This window comes from Alteribacillus sp. YIM 98480 (assembly GCF_009765375.1).
GTDB lineage: Bacteria > Bacillota > Bacilli > Bacillales > Marinococcaceae > Alteribacillus.
The window spans coordinates 374,439-392,225 of sequence record NZ_VTOK01000001.1 but is presented as its reverse complement, the minus strand read 5'-3'; the positions used below and the strand labels follow the sequence as shown (position 1 = coordinate 392,225).

General features: G+C 38.3%; 16 protein-coding genes. 4 read left to right on the top strand and 12 right to left on the bottom strand.

The window, feature by feature from the left end; translation table 11 throughout:
• Positions 1 to 17: 17 nt before the first annotated feature.
• The 8 genes from FZF09_RS01715 to FZF09_RS01680 all read right to left on the bottom strand — a co-directional run bounded on the left by FZF09_RS01715 (position 18) and on the right by FZF09_RS01680 (position 8,600).
• Positions 18 to 1,487 (bottom strand): aldehyde dehydrogenase, encoded by a 1,470-nt coding sequence (locus FZF09_RS01715; RefSeq protein ID WP_158734826.1) that lies wholly within the window; start codon positions 1,485 to 1,487, stop codon positions 18 to 20.
• A gap of 42 nt (positions 1,488 to 1,529) precedes the next feature.
• Positions 1,530 to 1,991: a RidA family protein gene (locus FZF09_RS01710; protein ID WP_158734825.1), complete on the bottom strand. Its 462-nt coding sequence runs from the start codon at positions 1,989 to 1,991 to the stop codon at positions 1,530 to 1,532.
• A complete protein-coding gene (locus tag FZF09_RS01705; protein ID WP_158735024.1) occupies positions 1,939 to 2,994 on the bottom strand; it encodes an amidohydrolase family protein in 1,056 nt (351 codons plus the stop codon). The genes FZF09_RS01710 and FZF09_RS01705 overlap by 53 nt, the downstream gene beginning before the upstream one ends.
• On the bottom strand, positions 2,991 to 3,545 hold the full coding sequence (locus FZF09_RS01700) for a 3-hydroxyanthranilate 3,4-dioxygenase (RefSeq protein ID WP_158734824.1): 555 nt from the start codon (positions 3,543 to 3,545) through the stop codon (positions 2,991 to 2,993). The genes FZF09_RS01705 and FZF09_RS01700 overlap by 4 nt, the downstream gene beginning before the upstream one ends.
• 19 nt (positions 3,546 to 3,564) lie before the next feature.
• Complete coding sequence (locus tag FZF09_RS01695; protein WP_158734823.1) at positions 3,565 to 4,317, bottom strand: IclR family transcriptional regulator; 753 nt, start codon at positions 4,315 to 4,317, stop codon at positions 3,565 to 3,567.
• Between the two features lie 108 nt (positions 4,318 to 4,425).
• Positions 4,426 to 5,901, bottom strand: a complete 1,476-nt coding sequence (gene hpaB / locus FZF09_RS01690) for a 4-hydroxyphenylacetate 3-monooxygenase, oxygenase component (protein WP_158734822.1) — start codon at positions 5,899 to 5,901, stop codon at positions 4,426 to 4,428.
• Between the two features lie 513 nt (positions 5,902 to 6,414).
• Positions 6,415 to 7,056, bottom strand: coding sequence for a cysteine hydrolase family protein (locus FZF09_RS01685; RefSeq protein WP_158734821.1), 642 nt, complete (start codon positions 7,054 to 7,056; stop codon positions 6,415 to 6,417).
• 122 nt (positions 7,057 to 7,178) lie between these two features.
• A complete protein-coding gene (locus tag FZF09_RS01680; protein WP_158734820.1) occupies positions 7,179 to 8,600 on the bottom strand; it encodes an MDR family MFS transporter in 1,422 nt (473 codons plus the stop codon).
• Between the two features lie 195 nt (positions 8,601 to 8,795).
• Here FZF09_RS01680 and FZF09_RS01675 point away from each other — a divergent pair, with 195 nt between their 5' ends.
• Positions 8,796 to 9,458, top strand: a complete 663-nt coding sequence (locus FZF09_RS01675; protein ID WP_158734819.1) for a hypothetical protein — start codon at positions 8,796 to 8,798, stop codon at positions 9,456 to 9,458.
• An 82-nt stretch (positions 9,459 to 9,540) separates the two neighbouring features.
• Here FZF09_RS01675 and FZF09_RS01670 read toward each other — a convergent pair whose 3' ends face one another.
• The 3 genes from FZF09_RS01670 to FZF09_RS01660 all read right to left on the bottom strand — a co-directional run bounded on the left by FZF09_RS01670 (position 9,541) and on the right by FZF09_RS01660 (position 13,226).
• Positions 9,541 to 10,803, bottom strand: coding sequence for an L-lactate MFS transporter (locus FZF09_RS01670; protein WP_158734818.1), 1,263 nt, complete (start codon positions 10,801 to 10,803; stop codon positions 9,541 to 9,543).
• Between the two features lie 215 nt (positions 10,804 to 11,018).
• Entirely contained in the window at positions 11,019 to 12,104 is a 1,086-nt protein-coding gene (locus FZF09_RS01665; protein ID WP_158734817.1) for a YheC/YheD family protein, read from the bottom strand.
• Between the two features lie 33 nt (positions 12,105 to 12,137).
• Positions 12,138 to 13,226: a YheC/YheD family protein gene (locus FZF09_RS01660; protein WP_158734816.1), complete on the bottom strand. Its 1,089-nt coding sequence runs from the start codon at positions 13,224 to 13,226 to the stop codon at positions 12,138 to 12,140.
• A 484-nt stretch (positions 13,227 to 13,710) separates the two neighbouring features.
• On the opposite strand from FZF09_RS01660, the gene FZF09_RS01655 reads away from it, so the two are divergent.
• Together FZF09_RS01655 and FZF09_RS01650 are read left to right on the top strand one after the other, a co-directional pair.
• Positions 13,711 to 15,474 carry an alkaline phosphatase D family protein gene (locus FZF09_RS01655; RefSeq protein WP_158734815.1) on the top strand — a complete coding sequence of 588 codons (1,764 nt, stop codon included), beginning with the start codon at positions 13,711 to 13,713 and terminating at the stop codon, positions 15,472 to 15,474.
• Positions 15,475 to 15,686: 212 nt separating this feature from the next.
• Positions 15,687 to 16,232 carry a DUF3231 family protein gene (locus tag FZF09_RS01650; protein WP_158734814.1) on the top strand — a complete coding sequence of 182 codons (546 nt, stop codon included), beginning with the start codon at positions 15,687 to 15,689 and terminating at the stop codon, positions 16,230 to 16,232.
• A gap of 147 nt (positions 16,233 to 16,379) precedes the next feature.
• On the opposite strand, the gene FZF09_RS01645 is transcribed toward FZF09_RS01650, so the two are convergent.
• Positions 16,380 to 17,147, bottom strand: coding sequence for a YheC/YheD family protein (locus FZF09_RS01645; RefSeq protein ID WP_255450278.1), 768 nt, complete (start codon positions 17,145 to 17,147; stop codon positions 16,380 to 16,382).
• Positions 17,148 to 17,467: 320 nt separating this feature from the next.
• On the opposite strand from FZF09_RS01645, the gene FZF09_RS01640 reads away from it, so the two are divergent.
• Positions 17,468 to 17,776, top strand: coding sequence for a PadR family transcriptional regulator (locus tag FZF09_RS01640; RefSeq protein ID WP_158734812.1), 309 nt, complete (start codon positions 17,468 to 17,470; stop codon positions 17,774 to 17,776).
• Positions 17,777 to 17,787: the final 11 nt, after the last annotated feature.

Genomic DNA, 17,787 nt, shown 5'->3' with positions numbered 1-17,787 from the left:
TAGAGACCTCCGTAATATCAAATTTTTATCGTAACGTTTGACAGTTCACTGTAAAATTCAAAGCTGTGAGCTCCACCTTCTCTTCCGATACCGCTTTGCTTCATGCCGCCAAAAGGTGTTCTTAAATCTCTTAAATACCAGGTATTAACCCAGATAATTCCAGCTTCAATTTGTTGTGCAACACGGTGAGCTCTTCTTAAATTATTTGTCCAAATAGTAGCCCCTAAACCGTAATGGGTATCATTTGCCTGCTGGATTACTTCTTCTTCCTTCTTGAAAGGAACCACTGTAACAACAGGACCAAAAATTTCTTCTCTAATACATCGGGATTCCTTTGTTAAACCAGTAATAATGGTTGGATTAATATAGTATCCTTTTTCCATATGCGCCGGCCGGCCCCCGCCTGTAAGAATTTCTCCTCCTTCCTCTTTGGCAATTTCAATATAGCTCATTACTTTTTCGTAGTGTTCTTTACTTACGACAGCCCCCACTTTGATACCAGATTCAAACGGATCTCCAACCTTCAATTGTTTCGTCGCTTTTGTGAATTTATCCAGAAATTCGTCAAACAGATTTTCTTCTACATATATTCTAGATCCGCATAAACAAACTTCTCCTTGATTCATAAAGCTCGATTTTAATGTTGTTTCAATAACTTCATCTATATCAGAGTCAGCGAATATAATGTTGGGATTTTTCCCGCCTAATTCAAAAGAAAGCTTTTTTAACGTTGGAGCAGCAGCCTTCATAATCGCCGTACCTGTTTTTGTTTCCCCTGTGAAAGTTACCGCATCGACATCGGGATGTTCTGTGATAGCAGCTCCTGCAGAGTCTACTCCAAACCCATGTACTAGGTTCACTACCCCATCAGGCACTCCTGCTTCTTTACAAATCTTAGCCAGTACAGTTGCAGTCATTGGTGTCCATTCTGCTGGTTTCATTACCGCTGTATTCCCTGCAGCGAGACACGGAGCTAATTTCCAAGTTAATAAGAGCAGCGGAAGGTTCCAAGGATTGATCATACCTACGACTCCTACTGGACGGCGGATCGAGTAATGCAGCGCCTGCTGGTCTTGCTGGTATGCTTCTGTACCCATAGAGGTTAAAAAGTCCGCGAAAAAATAAAAGTTATGAGCTGCTCTTTTAATATCCATTTCGATTGCGATTTCATATGGTTTACCTGTGTCCAGTGATTCTAACACAGCCAGCTCTTCTATCCTCTCTGTAATCAAATCACCGATGCGCCGCAGTATATTCGATCGTTCCCTTGTAGTTATCGTTTTCCATTCTCCGTTTAATGCTTTTCTGGCTGCTTGCACAGCTAAATCAACTTCTTTCTTCCCCCCCTCCTCAACGGTTCCTAATACATCTTCTGTGGCCGGATTAATATTGTTAAAGGTTGTATCAGACGAAACAAAGTTTCCGTCTATAAAATGAAGACAATTAACAGCCTCCACTTTCTTTTTAGGTATCTCTTCTACGTGCACTATATTTGCCTCCTTGTGCAACGCCCAGGCTAAACCTGAGCCTTACTCTTCAATTTCCACAATCATTTCGATTTCTACTGCTGTATTATTAGGCAGCTGTGCCATACCGACAGCAGAACGCGCATGTTTCCCCCGTTCACCGAATACTTCCACTAAAAGATCAGAAGCACCATTCATTACTTTAGGCTGGCCGGTAAAGTCTTCTGTACTATTAACAAAACCTAGTATTTTAACTATCTTTTTTACTTTATCAAGCTCTCTTAGTTCTGCCTTTAAAACACTTAATAAATTAATCATGGATTGCCGAGAAGCTTGATAACCATCTTCTAATGTTAAATCTTTTCCAAGTTTCCCGTGATAATTGTCCACCCCTTGACCTGACGTAAATATCAGATTACCAACTATACGATGACTGATATAGTTGCCCGCTGAAGGCCGCACATCGCTCAGTTTAATTCCCAGGGCTTGAAGTTTTTGCTCGGGAGACGTCACTTGTGGATTCATTGATTATCTTTTTCTCCTTTACATTTAAGAATTGCAATGCATTCTCTCCTAACATGAATCTCTGTTGTTCAGCTGTTAAATTTCTCATTTCATCAATGATTTTTCCTGGAGGTATTTCTCTTAATAAAAAGGGATAATCAGATCCCAACATAATTCTGTTGTGCCCAAATCTATCAATTAGAAATTGCAGGTTTAAAGGATCATAGTTTAGGGAATCAAAATATAGATTATTTATATAATGACTGGGTGGATGACTGGTTAGCCGTAAATGCGGCCATACTTTCCATCCTTGATCCAAACGCGGAATAATATAAGGAAATGACCCTCCACCGTGAGAAAAACAAATTTTTAATTTAGGATACTTCTCAATAACCCCGCTCCATATCAGACTCGCAGCAGCCAAAGCAGTCTCGCTTGGCATTCCTACGGTGTACATAAAATTATGGCGTGGCGTTCTATCCCGTGCCATGGTTTCCCAGGGGTGAATAAATAATGGAACTTCCCACTTTTCTGCCATTTCAAAAAATGAAGTAAACTCTTTCGAATCTAAATTGTTGCCGTTGACATTCGTGCCTATTTCAATTCCAGATAAGTTCAGTTCATGAATACAACGGTCCATTTCTTGAATCGCAAGATCCGTATCCTGCATTGGTACCGTTCCCAGTCCCAAAAAGCGTTTCGGATAATTGTTTACAGTGTCTGCGATAAAGTCATTTTGCAGCCGGGCCATTTCTAAAGCTTCTGCGGCTGGAGCCCAATATGAAAAGGTGACGGGGATAGGGGAGAGCACCTGCATGTCTACTCCCTCTCTATCCATGTCTTTGATTCGCTTAATAGGATCCCACACTTGATCTGTCACTTCTCTGAACACTTTGCCTCCTACCATAATGTTCGCGCCGCATGTACAAGTCTGATGGAGGAGAGGCCATCTGTCTTGACCATATTTTTCTGTGAAATTTGGAATATCCTGAGGAATGATGTGAGTATGAAAGTCTATTCTCATTTCCATTCCTCAGCTTCCGGAGGCATTTTATGGCCGCAATTACTGCATGTTCTTAATTCTTCACTTCCATTAAATTGTTCAATAGCACCTTTCACTTGCGTTTCAATATTGGAAAGTTGAACAGTTACCCGGTGCATTTCATGATCACACTCATCACAGAACCAAACGAAATCTTCTAATTCCCCCTCTCCTCTTTTTCGTTCAAGGACGATTCCGTAAGTATTCGCCGGGCGATGAGGGGAGTGAGGCACCATGGACGGAAGCATAAATACCTCTCCTTCTCCTACAGTTACGACTTCTCTTTCTCCCTGTTCGTTAATGCATTCTACATAACAATTCCCTTTTACTTGATAAAAGAATTCATCAGAAGGATCTACGTGGAAATCACGTCTTTTGTTAGGGCCGCCCAAAATCATTGCAATAAACTCAGAATCTTCCCACATCACTTTGTTGTTGACAGGTGGTTTAAGTAAATCCTTATTTTCCTCGATCGTTTTCATTAAGTTAAATGATCTAGCATTCAGTCCACTGTTTTCAGATTTTAAAGCCATTTTAATCTCTCCTTTTCTTTTATTCTTCAAAAATATAGCCTAAGTCTTTCGAAATACTGTCTGCCACTTTTGTTACATGTTTGATCATGTTTTGCTTTTCGTGGCCCTGAATATAAGAAATGGGCCCTACCATGTTGAGTGCAGCAATATTTTTGCCGCTATAGGATTGGATCGGAGCTGCGATGCCATAAACACCAAACTCATTTTCATTGTTGCTTACTGCAAATCCATTGTTCCTAACCTGGTTAAGTTCTACTTGGAGCCCTTCCACTGTCTCAATCGTGTTTGGACCTCGTTTTAACAAATCATTTGTAGTAAACTTTTCCATCAATGACGGATTAGAGGACAATAAAATTTTTCCGGTACTAAAACAATAGGTCGGTTTTCTTTCTCCAATAAAGGTAGGAACTTGAAGAGCATCTCTTGCGGCCACTTTTAAAACAAAGATAAAATCTCCATTTTCATCAAGCATGCCGATATGCACGATGCCTTTAAATTTTCTTGTCAGTTCTTCAATCCTCGGAACTGCTTCGTTATAAATATCTTGCTGATACATAACCATATTGCCTAATTCAAGCAGCTTCCACCCTAATCTATATCTGTTGGTACTATCTTTGATTAACATCCCTTCATTGCATAAGGACTGAACCAACCGGTACACTGTACTTGTACTCATATCTAGTTTCTTAGCAATTTCCAGGTTTCTTAAAGCCGGTTCATCTTCCGTAAAACAATTGAGTATTTGTGCTACTTTACGTACGGATGAGATCACACCACCTTACCCCCTAGTCCCTTATAAGCTGTTATAAGTGAAACAACCTGATCATTGTGATATCGTTCATGATTTATATTTTTACTGATCCAAACTAGAGACGTTCATTTAATTCAGGGACACATTCTTCTCTGTTTCATTTTGCTCTAAAGCTCTGTCTACCATGGTAAATGAAGCCTTTTTCTTGTAATTACTGTAGAACATTCCTAATTTTCTGACAGGATCGCCGGAATAATAACGTTCGTATTGAACCAAACGCTGTCCGAAGGCTTCTCCTGATAAATCCCAAGCTAATTTAAACAAACGAACTCTATCATATGCCTCAACGCCTTCACGCCCGCCATAGTACTTAGCAATATCTCCGCTAAGTTCTGGATGTTCTAAATCGCAGCCTGTTGGTGATAAAAGGAGACCGCCAGCACCAATCGTTTGGATAATCTCGACCGCACGGGGATATGCTTTCGGTAAAATGCCGCGTATTGTTTCTAATGAAGTAAAGGATGGCACCGCTTCCCCATTCTCGTTAATGCTATATTCATTTTCCGCTGTACGCAGTAAAGCTCTGATTGTTTCCACTGACTGGACCAACTCGCCTAATTGTGTTTGTACGTTTAAGAAACCATCTACACCGATTGCATCTGCTATCCTAGAAGCAACTTGCTGAGCAAATCTAAGTTTTGTTAGTCCTCTTACACCGTTTTGGTGAGTATTTTGGCTCAATCCCGTTTGAGCATATACTGTATTCCCTGCTTCTAAATTATTGTGGACAAATACACGATTCCATGGTACAAGCACATCATTGAAAATAAGAACGGCATCCATTTCTTCAAATCTTGATGCTAATGGATGATCAAATACTGGACGTTTGCCATTCTGTGCCGGTTCTCGGCATACAATACGAAGTCCGGGTGTATCAATTGGAACGGCAAATGACAAAGTATACCTTTCATCTCCTGGCTTAAAGCCTGGGAATGGATAAATAATAACCTCATCAGCTATTGGAGCAAAAGTTGCCAGCATTTTCGCTCCACGAACGATAATTCCTTCTGATGTTTCTTCGACAGCCCCTAAATGTGTGAATTTATCTTTTTGTTCATGAGCCGCCTTACTTCGGTCATTTTGTGGATTGATAAGGGCATGTGTTAAAAATAAATCATTATCGCGGACATGTTTATAATAGTTCACAATATTTTCTGCCCAACTTTGATTATACTTTTCAAAAAATTTTGCGTTACTAGCCATTGAAGTAACTGTCACATTAAGAAAATCAGGTGACCTTCCCATCAGTCCAAAGGTTGCTTCTGCCCATGTTTCATACAAATCTCTTCGTTTCATTAAATCTTCGTAGCTTTTTGGAACGATGAAAGCATTAGAAACTCTTTCTCCTGTGTCTTCACAAATTCCAGTTATTTTATCTTTATATTTAGGATCATGCTGCATATCATAAAGCTTAGCAATTTCTTGAATCGGCTGTTTGAAATTTGGTTCATTCACCAAATCAGTAATTCTTCTGCCTTCCAACCATACTTCTGGCTGTCTTGTTTTTAATCCATTAATGTAATCCTGACCAGTTCTAATTGCCAATTAAATTCCTCCTTTAACTTTACATTTGTTCATTGTTTTTAATATTTCTACTACCAGTGACAAATTCCCCCAAAAAATTCATATTGCATTAATTTTTATTTCTCCCCCTTTAAATAGTAAGTATAGCTAAAGTATATTGGATAAAATTTTAATGCTCAATTCAAAAATTTCACTATATGAAATATTCTGATTTTTTTATTATTTTTTTAAAAAAGTTCTCTACCTAAAATGAAGACTCTGTATTTTTTGGTCTATACACTAAAACGAGAAGGTATTTCTGTTAAAAAACTATTATCACAGATAAGAAAGAAAGTTCAACCTTAAAGCAGCACCTACCCAAGTTCGTGCATATCCTGGTAAAAACCTTTCCGCCTGGGATATTGCGAAAAAACCTAGTTGAAATATACATCACAGTTATGAATGAACTATTCTGAAGGTGGATAACAGCAAAGGAAACCGTCCATATTCGGGCGGCTCCCTTTTGTTTTTCTTTTTAATATAAAACGACACCTTTTATATGTTTTTCATTTCAACTAGCTCAGCTCCGGCTTGTTCCATTAAATAGAACGAAAACAAGTTGACCGCTTCGGATGGATGATCATTATGAGAAAACGTATCGACGAGGTTCACGGGAACAATTACACGTTTTTCTTGCCCGTTTTTGGTAAAAAATGCAGTCAAGCTTAACACAAATTGCAGAATACAAATATCTGTGCAATCTCCTGCTACGATGAAGGTATCAATTTGCTTATTCTCTTTTAGCCACTCCTGAAACTGCTCTTCAAGAAAACTATTCGTGGACTTTTTCGGTATCCACACATCTGTGCCTATTTCTTGCAGTTCTGGTACAAATGCAGACTCCTCTGTCTTTTCCACGCAATGTTCAGGAAAAATATGAAACTCTACCGAATTCTTTTCATGGGCATCTCCAAATCCGATAATCGGAATACCTTTCGCTTTAGCCCCCTTCATCGATTGGCGAATAGGCTCTATGAGATTCTCTATATTCTGATGATACAAGGCTCCTTGTTTTGCAAACCCGTTTACCATGTCAATAACAATAAGTGAGGTTGTTGCCGGTTCAATATCTTGTAATGTCATTGCTGGATACTGCTTCGTCTCTCTTTTTTCTACCCACTTTTCAATCTTGTTCATCGAAACTGCCTCCCTTCCCCAATCTTGTTATCGTTTTTTTATTATAAAGGAAGAAAGTTAGTCTTACTAGATACAAAAAATAAAGCACCCAATCGTATTGGATGCTGAAACTTGTAAACTTTTTAATTATTTTTTTGTCTCGCGTCCCATTCTTCATCGGTAGGTGGAGACGTTTTTCGAATAAAAAAGGATATGGCTAATGCGCCGAGAGATAAAATGAAAATGAGAAAAAATGCGATTTTCACCCCTAAAATATCTGGATGTTCGACACCGGTGTGCGATTTCGCGACTTGCTCGGTTGTCGTCATCGTAGTAACAAGTATTGCTGTACCGACAGAGGCTGCCAATTGTCGCATCGTATTTGTCATAGCAGCGCCGTGCGGAATAAGCTTCGGCGGCATTTCATTCAGCCCGGCAGTGTTGACCGGCATCATTACCATCGAAAAACCGAACATCCGAACCGCATAAGCTACCATCAAATAAACAAGGCTTGTTGAAGTATCGACAAGGACAAAAGCAAACGTAGAAACGGACATAATAATCAGCCCAGAAATACCCAAAAAACGAGCACCGATTTTGTCGAATATGCGGCCTGTAATCGGAGCCATAAGCCCTGCTAAAAGCGCGCCCGGAAATAACACGAGGCCGGACTCCATCGCCGTGAAACCGCGCATATTCTGCATAAATAGCGGGATTAATGTCTCCAGGCCGATCAGCCCCATAAAACCAACCATCCCGATAATCGTTGACATTGTAAAAATACGCTGTTTAAATACGCGAAATTCAAGCATAGGATGCTGCATGCGTAATTGACGTCTAACAAAAAGGACAATGGCAGCCGAGCCGATTAAAAGCACGCTAATCGTTACCGGGCTCCCCCAGCCGTTGTTCCCGGCACTTGTAAACCCATAAAGAAGTCCTCCGAAACCAAATGAAGATAACAGAATGGATCGAGGATCGACCTGCGGGTGTTTTAACTCCGTTACGTTTCTCATGATGAAATAAGCAATGATAATCATGAGAAACGATAAAGGTAAAATAAACCAGAACAAATAGCGCCATTCATACGTTTCGGTTACCCAGCCTGATAACGTTGGACCAATCGCTGGTGCAAATGAAATAACCAGACCGATGTATCCCATCGCTGTACCACGTTTTTCAACTGGAAAAATAAGCAAAAAAACCGTCTGCATTAAAGGGATCATAACCCCTGCACCAGCAGACTGAATAATCCTGCCTAATATGAGCACCGGAAAATTAGTAGCAATTCCGCCGATCAAGGTTCCAACTGCAAAAACACTCATTGCTGTAATAAACAGCTGCCTTGTCGTAAACCGCTCAATTAAAAAAGCTGTAATAGGTACCATGATGCCGTTTACGAGCATAAAGACCGTTGTCAGCCACTGACCAGTATTAGCAGAAATATTCATTTCGTCCATAATTGGTGGAATCGCAGTTATCATTAATGTCTGATTCAGTACCGCCACGAAAGACCCAGAAAGCAATAAAGCTGCGACTAATACTTTACTGTAACTTTGTGCCATAGGCAGGCCGCCTCTTTCTATGTAAAAATCTTTCAAAACGATTCGTGAAACTAATAGAAAATTATACGCTTTCCAGCCTGTGGTGACAAACAAGAAGATTAAACATTTGAAAATAAGGAAAGAAGGCTCAGAACATCTCCCATGAATTTGTAACTATTTCCATATCCATTCGTCTATACCATCAGGGGGATTGTTATGCGAAAACCTATGATTCTCGTCGTAACGATATTACTTTTCCTTACAGCAGTGGGTTGTGGTAAGGATGACAAACAACATGCCGACGGGTATAAAGATGATGAAATGATTGGAACGGTCAATACTGTTAAACCGGAAGAAAACAGAATAACAGTTGATATTTCAGAGTGGGTAAAACGAGATGCGGGAGACGTTACAACCGATGAAGGTTACGGCATTTCTCCACAAGTCACCGATAAAACGGTTATAGAAGATGAAAACGGAAACAGCGCGTCATTGAGTGAAATAAAAGAAGGACAAAAGGTATTAATAAACCCGCCTGAAGGAGCAGGATTTAAAGGGGAAGCAGAAGAAATCATTTTATTAGATATGTCTAATGAAGAAAAATACGCCGGCATCTTGTCCCATCTTGATGACAAACTAAACATTGTAATCATGTATGAAAAAGAAGAGCCGCCTCCATTTGATTTAGAAGATATTTTTTCAGAAGTAAGCGGCGACACCGTTGGAAGATCAATGCCTTATCCAGAAAATCATGTGGTAGATTACAAAGAAGAGTTAGACATTGAAACATTTCCCGTTATCATGGTTTTTAATGATAAGGAGCTGTTATTTAAAGGGTATAATCCTGAGGAAATCATTCATTTTTTTGAAGAATTATAGAAAAATAAAACAGCTTATCCATGAGATTGCTTTTTATCAGGATAAGCTGTTTATACTATTTCACCTAATCTTTTATACCCTGTTATGCAGCACCTTCATTTCGTTGCTTATGCTCTTTTTCCAGTTTATTAATGTCTAACCTGATCAAGAGAGACACTATGAAAGCGATTACAATTAAGGCTGTAAAAATATAGAATACGGGAATGTAACTATCGGTTCTTTCTCTAATGATAGACACGATTTGCGGCCCTAAGATTCCGCCTAAAGACCAAGTTGTCAAAAGGTAACCGTGAATAGCACCAAGTTCTTTTGTTCCGAATAAGTCACCAATGAATGCCGGCAAATTGGAGAAACCGCCGCCATAACAACTAACCACAATAAAAATAAATGCTTGAAACAATAATACATTCGTTATATTTGGAAACGAGACGAAAGCTATGATTTGAAGAATAAAGAAAATCATAAACACAGCAGGACGACCAATATAGTCTGAAACAGCTGCCCAACCGAGCCTTCCGCCTCCATTAAAGAGCCCCATAATACCTACCATAGTCGCTGCCGCTGCCGCTGACAGCCCAACGAGCTCTTGTGCCATCGGAGAGGCAATGGAAATCATCATAATGCCTGCCGTTGTATTAATAAGCATCATCGTCCACAGCATCCAGAATCGCCTTGTCTTTACAGCTTCTTTTGCGGATAATTGGGATAAATCTTTTTTCACTACTTTTTTTCCAGAAGCAATATCTTTTTTAAAACCATCTGGCATCCAGCCTTTAGGAGGCGGTGCAATGTAGGAAGCACCTAATATCATAAGCACAAAATAACTGGCACCTAAAATATAGAACGTGGGGGTTACACCAAGACTCTCAATCAAATAACCGGCCACAGGAGCTGTAATAAGAGAACCAGCACCAAACCCCATGACAGCCATACCCGTTGCTAATCCTCTGCGGTCAGGAAACCACTTCACTAACGTTGAGACGGGAGATATGTAACCAAGGCCTAAACCAAGTCCGCTTGCTAAACCGTATGTAAGCAGAAAAAGAATGGGAGAATCAACCGTTACTGCTACACCGGCGCCTGCTTGTCCGGCTCCAAAAAGAACCGCTGCATAAATGGCAGATTTTCTAGGACCGTTTCTTTCTACAAAATTCCCAAAGAATGCGGCTGAAAAACCGGCAAGGGCCATCATAATTGTGAAGGCTAAAGTGATTTCTGCCGTTGACCAGCCCATCGTATCACGAATAGGATTCGTATACACACTGTAAGCGTATGCCGCCCCAATGGAAAGGTGGATAGCAATAGCTGATAGCGCCATGAGCCATCTGTTTTTCGTTGTTTTCATGCTGCTGCCTCCTTGTCATAATTATACGTATTTTTCGACAATTTATTTGATAGTATTATAGTACAGTTTATTCTTGCACAAATCAAACAAATAGAAAAAGAAAAACAAGTAATAATATTCATAAAGTTATAAATTTTCTGTTTTATTATATACGAAATAACCAATGCACCTGCTATTAATACATCACCATGTTTTCCGGTTTCTTTAGATAAATACTACGATAAAAATGAACACGCATAATCAATAGGTGTTGTAAATACTTTCTTCCACTCTCTACTTAAAAGTTTCCCATTTTGAATAGAGAAAGCAGGATAATCAGAGATATGGTTCACTTCAATTAAATAAGGAATCCCCTGCTTTGATATACCGATATCAAAACCAAAATCGGCCATGTTCTTTTTATGGGAAGCAATGTGTTTGGCCAGCTTTATAGCAAACGTCTTTACTTCTTTTTCTATTTTTTCAAGAGTAAGCGAGGGATGACTTTTTAAAATTTGCTGCAAAGTATATGCAGTTCCGCCCTGTCCCATATTCGTCAGAAACTGACCGTCTTTTGCCACTTTGACAAAAATAGCAGAAACCTGCCATTTCCTTAATTGATTCTTTTGTACAGAGACCCTTAAATCAAATGGCTTTCCTTGGTAGGTAGCGAGATCTATGGTTTCTTGAACTAAATGAGGTTTTTTTATTCTATTTAATAATAGTTTTGGCAGATTCTTTGTAAAATACTTTTTTTTCCATTTATTGTTGTTTTTATAATGCAAGCACCACTTTCCGTTGGCCTTCTGTTGTATTTTCATAATTCCTCGCCCTACTTCGCCTCGATTAGGCTTTATCATTAGGCTTTTATATTTTTTTAACATTTCTCTTATGGTTCTTTTTTCAGCCATTTTAGTATCGGGCTGATGTTTTGCAAGGGACTTATTTATATTGACTATTTTCCACATATTATATTTATAGTTGTTTTTATAAAAATTAAACAATATTTTCCCTTCGTCCCTAAGAGATTGAAGCAGCGGCAGATCATGACGGGAATGGCCAATACGTTTGTAGATAACGGGCGGAATCGGTATTTTTCGTAATGTATATCCGTGATTTCCTTTTACAAAGCCCTTTATTTCCTTTTTACCTCGCTTTAAATCTTGTAATCGAAAAAAGCAAAGGGAACTATTATGCTTAACAGCAGCTTTTTCATATAACGCTACCATTTTATTTGTATCTGGATCAGATTTTTTTAAAAGCTTTTCATACTTTTCACTAGGAAGAATGACTCCTATTCTTCTGCTATTTTTCATTTTCATCCCCTTCCTCTCTATTTAATCTTGTAAGAAACGTTACAATAAACTAATCCCATACTTAAAAATATCGACATAAGATTGTTTAACACGTTCAGCCCCATATGTTTTATAAAGCGAACGTTTTCCACTGCATAGGTTACATTCAATTACCCACAATTCACCATTTTTATCTAATCCTAAATCAATCCCTATTTCACCTATGGGACCGTATTTTGATTCTATCGTTCGGTACGTTTTTAACGTTAATTGATTAATTTGTCTTAATAAACTGTCGAGCTCCTTTTTGGAATATTTTAATGTGCGGCGAAAGTATTTTTCTAGTTTATACTTACTAGATTCTCTTGTCGTAAAGTTGCCCTTTTTACTTTTTCTAACGCAATACCCAGCCACTTTAATTTCTCCATGCTCATTTCTATTTAATTCCGTTCTCAAATCAATATCATAGTTATTGTATTCTAATAATGGAATTCTTTTTTGTATAATTATTGTTTTGTTTTTGAAAAATCTTTTCATTTTTTTCAGCAGTTGGGTTTTATTCACAATCCCTTTTTTAAATGCAGAACTGTAATATTTATAACTATATTTTCCATTTTTTCTTTTGTTGATTTTCATAATTTGCTTGCTTTGAAAACCAAATGCCGCTTTCACGTAGACACTTCCATGCCGATCGATAAACGTAAAGAGCTCCTTCTTCTTATTTAGTGAAATATGTTTAGTATCTGGAAGATGGACACTGAGTTGAGGATTATTTTTCAACACGTTGAAATGCCCCCATTTATCGAAACTTTTAAATTTATTCAGTACTTTTGTGTTCTGTTTCTTAAAAAAAGCAGAAACGGCAGTTTGGTGAAATTGTCCTCCCATTCTCAAGAGAACGTGGGGCAGGGAGAAATATTTTTGTTTCCATTTCTTTTCTTTTTCATGAAAATACGTCCCTAAAATTCGTTTGTCTTTCCTATTTACATCTCTAGCCCCAAAGAAATAGAGCTCTGAGTGAACTTCCAAACCGGCTTTATGGATAAGTTTTGGGCGGAAGGAAGCTTTTTGGCGTTTCAATTTATTTATGACACTGCGTCTGCACAATATTCCAATGATTGGTCTGCTAGAATCTGACTCACTAACCATGTATGTCCTCCTCTCCGTTCGTAGATTTATCATAGTTAATATATGTTCTAATCATTCTGAGAACACGGCATTTATAAGTGAAATTTAGTAAAACTTGGCTTCTCGCCAAGTCCTTATGTGGAAACTTTAGTTTTTCTTATACTTTTAACAAAGTAATTTTTCCTAAAATGTAAAAATAGACAGTTTATGAAAACCTGCCTACGAAGAAAAATATTTTGTTTTCGTTTAGGAAATGTAAAACCAAAAAGAAATTTGGCCTAATCATATTAATCTATTATTTTAAATACATGGTGTTCCTTTCGACTAAAAAAGACATTTTATTACATTAATAAAATTCATTCCATCTCTCCATTTTCCTAATGTAAAACCTTCGTCTTTCCTCCTAACATTTTTTTCGTTTTACATTCCTTAACAGCCTATTAACAAATACATCCTATACTAAGAGTCGGTTCCGATCATTACATTTCTGAAAGGAGTAAGAAGCATGTCAAAAGAAAGATCGATTGAAGAATTAATTCAACGACTCAATGAGAAAACCTTGCAAGAAGATGTGGACCGGCGCGGATTCATTCAAGGAGCTGGAAAAATTGCTAGCGTTTCGTTAGCGATGGTGATTGCCCAATCGATGGGTGGAATGAATGTTCAAGCTGAAGCCGAAGCTGATGTAACTTTTGACGACTATCCATTTTCTTTGGGAGTAGCTTCCGGGGACCCACTTGCTGATAGTATCGTATTGTGGACTAGAGTAGCCCCCGATCCTCTCAACGGTGGTGGAGCTCCTGATCGAAACATTCCTGTTCAATGGGAATTAGCAAAAGATGAGAACTTTCGCAATGTCATAAAACGTGGAACAGAAATAGCGAGCCCTGCTTTAGCTCACTCTGTTCATGTGGAAGTAGAAGGGCTTTCGTCTGATACTGTTTATTTTTACCGTTTCAAAACAGGTAATGAATATAGTCCAGTTGGAAAAACGAAAACATTACCTGAAAACCGTTCCCATGTATCTAGTCTTACATTTGCTTTTGCTTCCTGCCAGCAATATGAACACGGTTACTATACCGCGTATAAACATATGGCAAAAGAAGATCTCGATCTTGTCTTCCATCTTGGAGACTACATTTATGAATATGGGCCAAATGAATACGTGGCTGGCACGGGTAATGTTCGAAGCCACAACGGACCAGAAATTATGACGCTTGACGATTACCGCAACCGTCACGCCCAGTATCGATCCGATGCAGATTTGCAATCTGCACATGCTGCATTTCCGTGGGTTGTCACCTGGGATGATCATGAAGTAGAAAACAACTATGCAGATAACATTCCTGAAAATGATCAGTCTGTTGAAGAATTTGTAAAACGACGTATTGCTGCTTACCAAGCGTATTATGAACATATGCCGCTGCGTAAATCCTCTATGCCGGAAGAAGGCGATATGCAGTTATACCGCAGCTTCTCTTACGGAGATCTAGCTGACTTTTTTGTATTGGATACCCGCCAGTACCGTTCAGATCAGGCCAATGGAGATACAAGTTCACCGCAATCATCGGAATCCCTGGATCCATCCCGCACCCTCTTAGGAGATAAACAGGAAGAGTGGCTGTTCGATCATCTTGACAATACTGCTTCAAACTGGAACGTATTGGCTCAACAAATATTTTTCGCAAAACGTAATTATGGACCAAGTGCAAACGAGCCATTGTTCAGCATGGACAGCTGGGACGGATACACGCCTGCCCGTAATCGATTGACTGACTTCGTAAACAATAAGGATATTAATAATTTTATCGTTTTAACTGGCGATGTGCATGCTAACTGGGCCTCCAATCTGATTGCAGACTTTGATGATCCAGATTCCCGCATTTTTGGAGCAGAATTTGTTGGAACTTCCATCACCTCTGGTGGCAATGGAGCCGATAAACGTGCAGATACCGATCGAATTTTGGAACAAAACGAACATATAAAATTCTTTAATGATTACCGCGGCTACGTTCGCTGTCATGTTACTCCAGATCAATGGAGAACCGATTACCGTGTCCTTCCCTTTGTCTCCAATAAAGGAGCAGATATTTCTACAAGAGCCTCTTTCATCTATGAGAAAAATCAAGAAGGCCTAAAAGAAATTGATACCGCTGCAGTACCTCAAGGAAAATCAAAATCTGATGAAGTGGAAGAAGACCGTCATAAAGCTCATCGTAGAGCTCATGAAAAACAAAAACGGAAAAAGAACGAGAAACAGCCACATTAAGAAAGCAGCATAGGAGGTTCTCCGCAGAGAGGAGATCTCCTTTTTTATACTTTAGTAATTTTAACTTTGTAAAAAAAAAGTACAGTATAAGTAAAACTTCGACTTCTGCCATAAGGACTTGGTAGTAATTCGAGGTTTTCTAGCATTATTTTCAATATACACGTTTTTTAATGTGTGTTTTGGTAATGACTAGAAAGCAGGAGGTGAAATACATGCCTAATCCTTTTGAAGCGGTTTGGAATACGTTGAAAACTGTAGTTGACCAAGAGCCTAAAGCTCCATTACATGTTGGAGAGGTAATGAGCATGTGGACATATTTAACCGTTATTAATGAAGCGATAAATTATGAAGAACTAGGGCTCAATACCACTTCAGACAATGACGTAAAAGATTTACTAACAGATGCTAAAAAGTTATGTGAAAGTCAATCGGAAAGATTATCAAAGTTTTTGGAAAAAGAGGGGATTTCCTTGCCGCCCCGCGAACAGAAAAAACCAGTATCAGATCCAAATGACATTCCTTTAGGTGTGAAACTAACAGATGAAGAGATTGCAAACGGGGTATCTTTAAAAATTGCCACCGCCGCAACCGAGTGCGTCTTGGCTAATAGTCAGAGCATTAGAACAGATGTAGGGATGATATGGACAGAGCTATATACAGAAATGTTAGTTTTTGGGACTAATACGAAAGTTTTACTGCGAAAAAGAGGCTGGTTAAAAGTTCCTCCATATTACTACCCTCCAGGCATGCCAAAATAGGGGCGTCCTGTAATCAGGACACTCCCTTTATAGATAATTTTGATATTCATACATTCCGAATTCTTTATCATATCTTTTACTTTTAGTTTTTTTGACTTAATAAGAACCGAGATTTCGTGTTGCTGCTAGATCTGGATAATAATTTTTTTATTCTTGCACTTTACGATAATTTCTCGCGTATTTACGCATCCGTTTATACATGGAGGGAGCTACTTTTTTTAACATACGATATTGTGGTCTAGAGTTAATTTCTAAAATCCATAAATTACCTTTTTTATCGTAAGCGAAATCAATACCCAAAACATGGATGTTTGGTTTCTTGAAACTTAAAAACTTAGCAGTGTTTAATGCCGTTCTTTTCAATTCTTTATATCGTCTTCTTTGTTCTGATCTTGGAATACCCAACTTTTTGAACAGATCTCCCACCAAATTGATCTGCCCGCCGCGACTGAGATTGGTAACAATTTTATTCTTCTTCCCTACTCTGCTGTTCATTCCTGTAAATACCCACTTACCATTAGGCTTTTTTTGAACAAGTGCTCGAATATCGTAAGGCCGGCCCTTTACTTGATCTAGTGCAATACCTTGCTGTATGATTCTCTTTTTCTTCTTTTTAGATTTGTTTACAATATATTGATAAAGATGAAGGAGCTTCTTAAACGTCTTTGTCCGCTTCGTTGAACGACACTCATACTTGTTTTTTAATGGTTTTATCCGATAAATGCCCCTTCCTTTTGAACTTTTTTGAGGTTTAATATAAACAGTTGAATATTTCTTGGTCATTTCTATTAAGTTTTTATAGGTGAATTTTTTAGTAATAGGAAGATACTTTTTTAGAATTGGTGCCTTATATAACGTTTTATACATTCCTAGTTTCCCGCCAAAAAGAAATGGGCTTTGATAATATTTTCCCATAGGGATCACCTCAAAGCTATCATATGTTAATCATAGTTTGATAGATTATACTTCTATACTATATAGAGTTATAATGTACAATTTTGCTACTTATTCACATTTGGCGGCTTTTGATTACCTGTAAACACGCCAAGTAAAACACTCATTAAGTACTTGCATCCTTTTCCATATACCCTTCTCTTTACGTAAATGTTAAAGTTTTGTAAATATTCAAGTGAAATAATTGGTCTTCAAAATAAGATGTGTTAATCTTAAAATATCGAAAACCAATATCGGTTTTCTATATTGGTTTCGATAAAAGAAAGGAGGGATGATTAAAATTGGAAGATAGAATTCTACGAAAGTTGTTTTTAGGGTTTATACAAATACATATTCTGCACCATGCCAGAGAACACCCTATCTATGGTGCATGGATGCATGAAGAACTCAAAGAACATGGATATGAAATTAGCGCAGGAACTTTATATCCAATCCTTCACAATATGGAGTCAGACGGTCTTTTACAAAAAGAAGAACGAAACGTGGAAGGAAAAATAAGAAAATATTACACAGCAACTACGAAAGGTGAAGATATTTTGAAGCAGGCCCGGGCGCAAGCCTATGAATTATTCAAAGAAATTAAAGACTAAGAACAGTGGGG